The sequence below is a fragment of the Paraburkholderia sp. J63 genome, from assembly GCF_905220245.1.
Classification (GTDB): domain Bacteria; phylum Pseudomonadota; class Gammaproteobacteria; order Burkholderiales; family Burkholderiaceae; genus Paraburkholderia.
In genome coordinates, this window is sequence record NZ_CAJMZF010000153.1 from 1 (window position 1) to 663 (window position 663).

Annotated in this window: 1 protein-coding gene; it reads right to left on the bottom strand. The window is 66.7% G+C overall.

Going from position 1 to position 663, the window contains the following annotated elements; all coding sequences use genetic code 11:
* Positions 1-118 precede the first annotated feature (118 nt).
* Positions 119-663: sulfatase/phosphatase domain-containing protein (locus U5775_RS38930; RefSeq protein WP_322063437.1), on the bottom strand; the 545-nt coding region annotated here is incomplete at its 5' end.

Consider the following 663-nt stretch of genomic DNA (forward strand, 5'->3'; position numbering starts at 1 on the left):
GTAGCCGCGCAATGGAATTAGCGCTGGCTGCGAGGCACCTGCACGACGTGCTTTGTTTTTTGCTGTCTCTATCGGGGATGTCCCGCGCGAAGCGAAACATCCCTTATGACGTGCCGCGCTACGCCTCGCGCGCCCAGACGCCGATCAGCACACCGCCCGCCGCTTCGCGCGCGGACGTCCCCGCCATCCTGTCATGGTCGATCGTCGGGTGAATCTTGCGCGCGCGCAGCCAGTCGAACAGCTTCTGCAGCAACGCCTCGCGCACCGCTGCGTGCGCCGGGTCCGCGCCGAGGTCGTGATACTCGTCGGGATCGTTCTCGAGGTCGAAAAGCTGCGGGCGCAGATCGTCGAAAAACACCGCTTTCCAGCGCGCCGTCCGCACCATGTACCCATGGCAGCGGTCCACGGGCTGCCCCACGGCTTCGCGCACGCTCGCGCGGAAGCTGTAATCCATTTCGCTGAACGCAGCGTCGCGCCATGACACCGCCTCGCCGTGCAACAGCGGCTGCAGCGAGCGTCCCTCCAGGATATGCGGTTGCGCGGCGAGACCGAAGGCGTCGAGTACGGTCGGCAGTACGTCGATCGATTCCACGAGCCGTGCTTCGATGTGGCCGCGCGTGGCGTCGGCGGCGCGGCGCGGATCGTAGACGATCAGCGGCACCC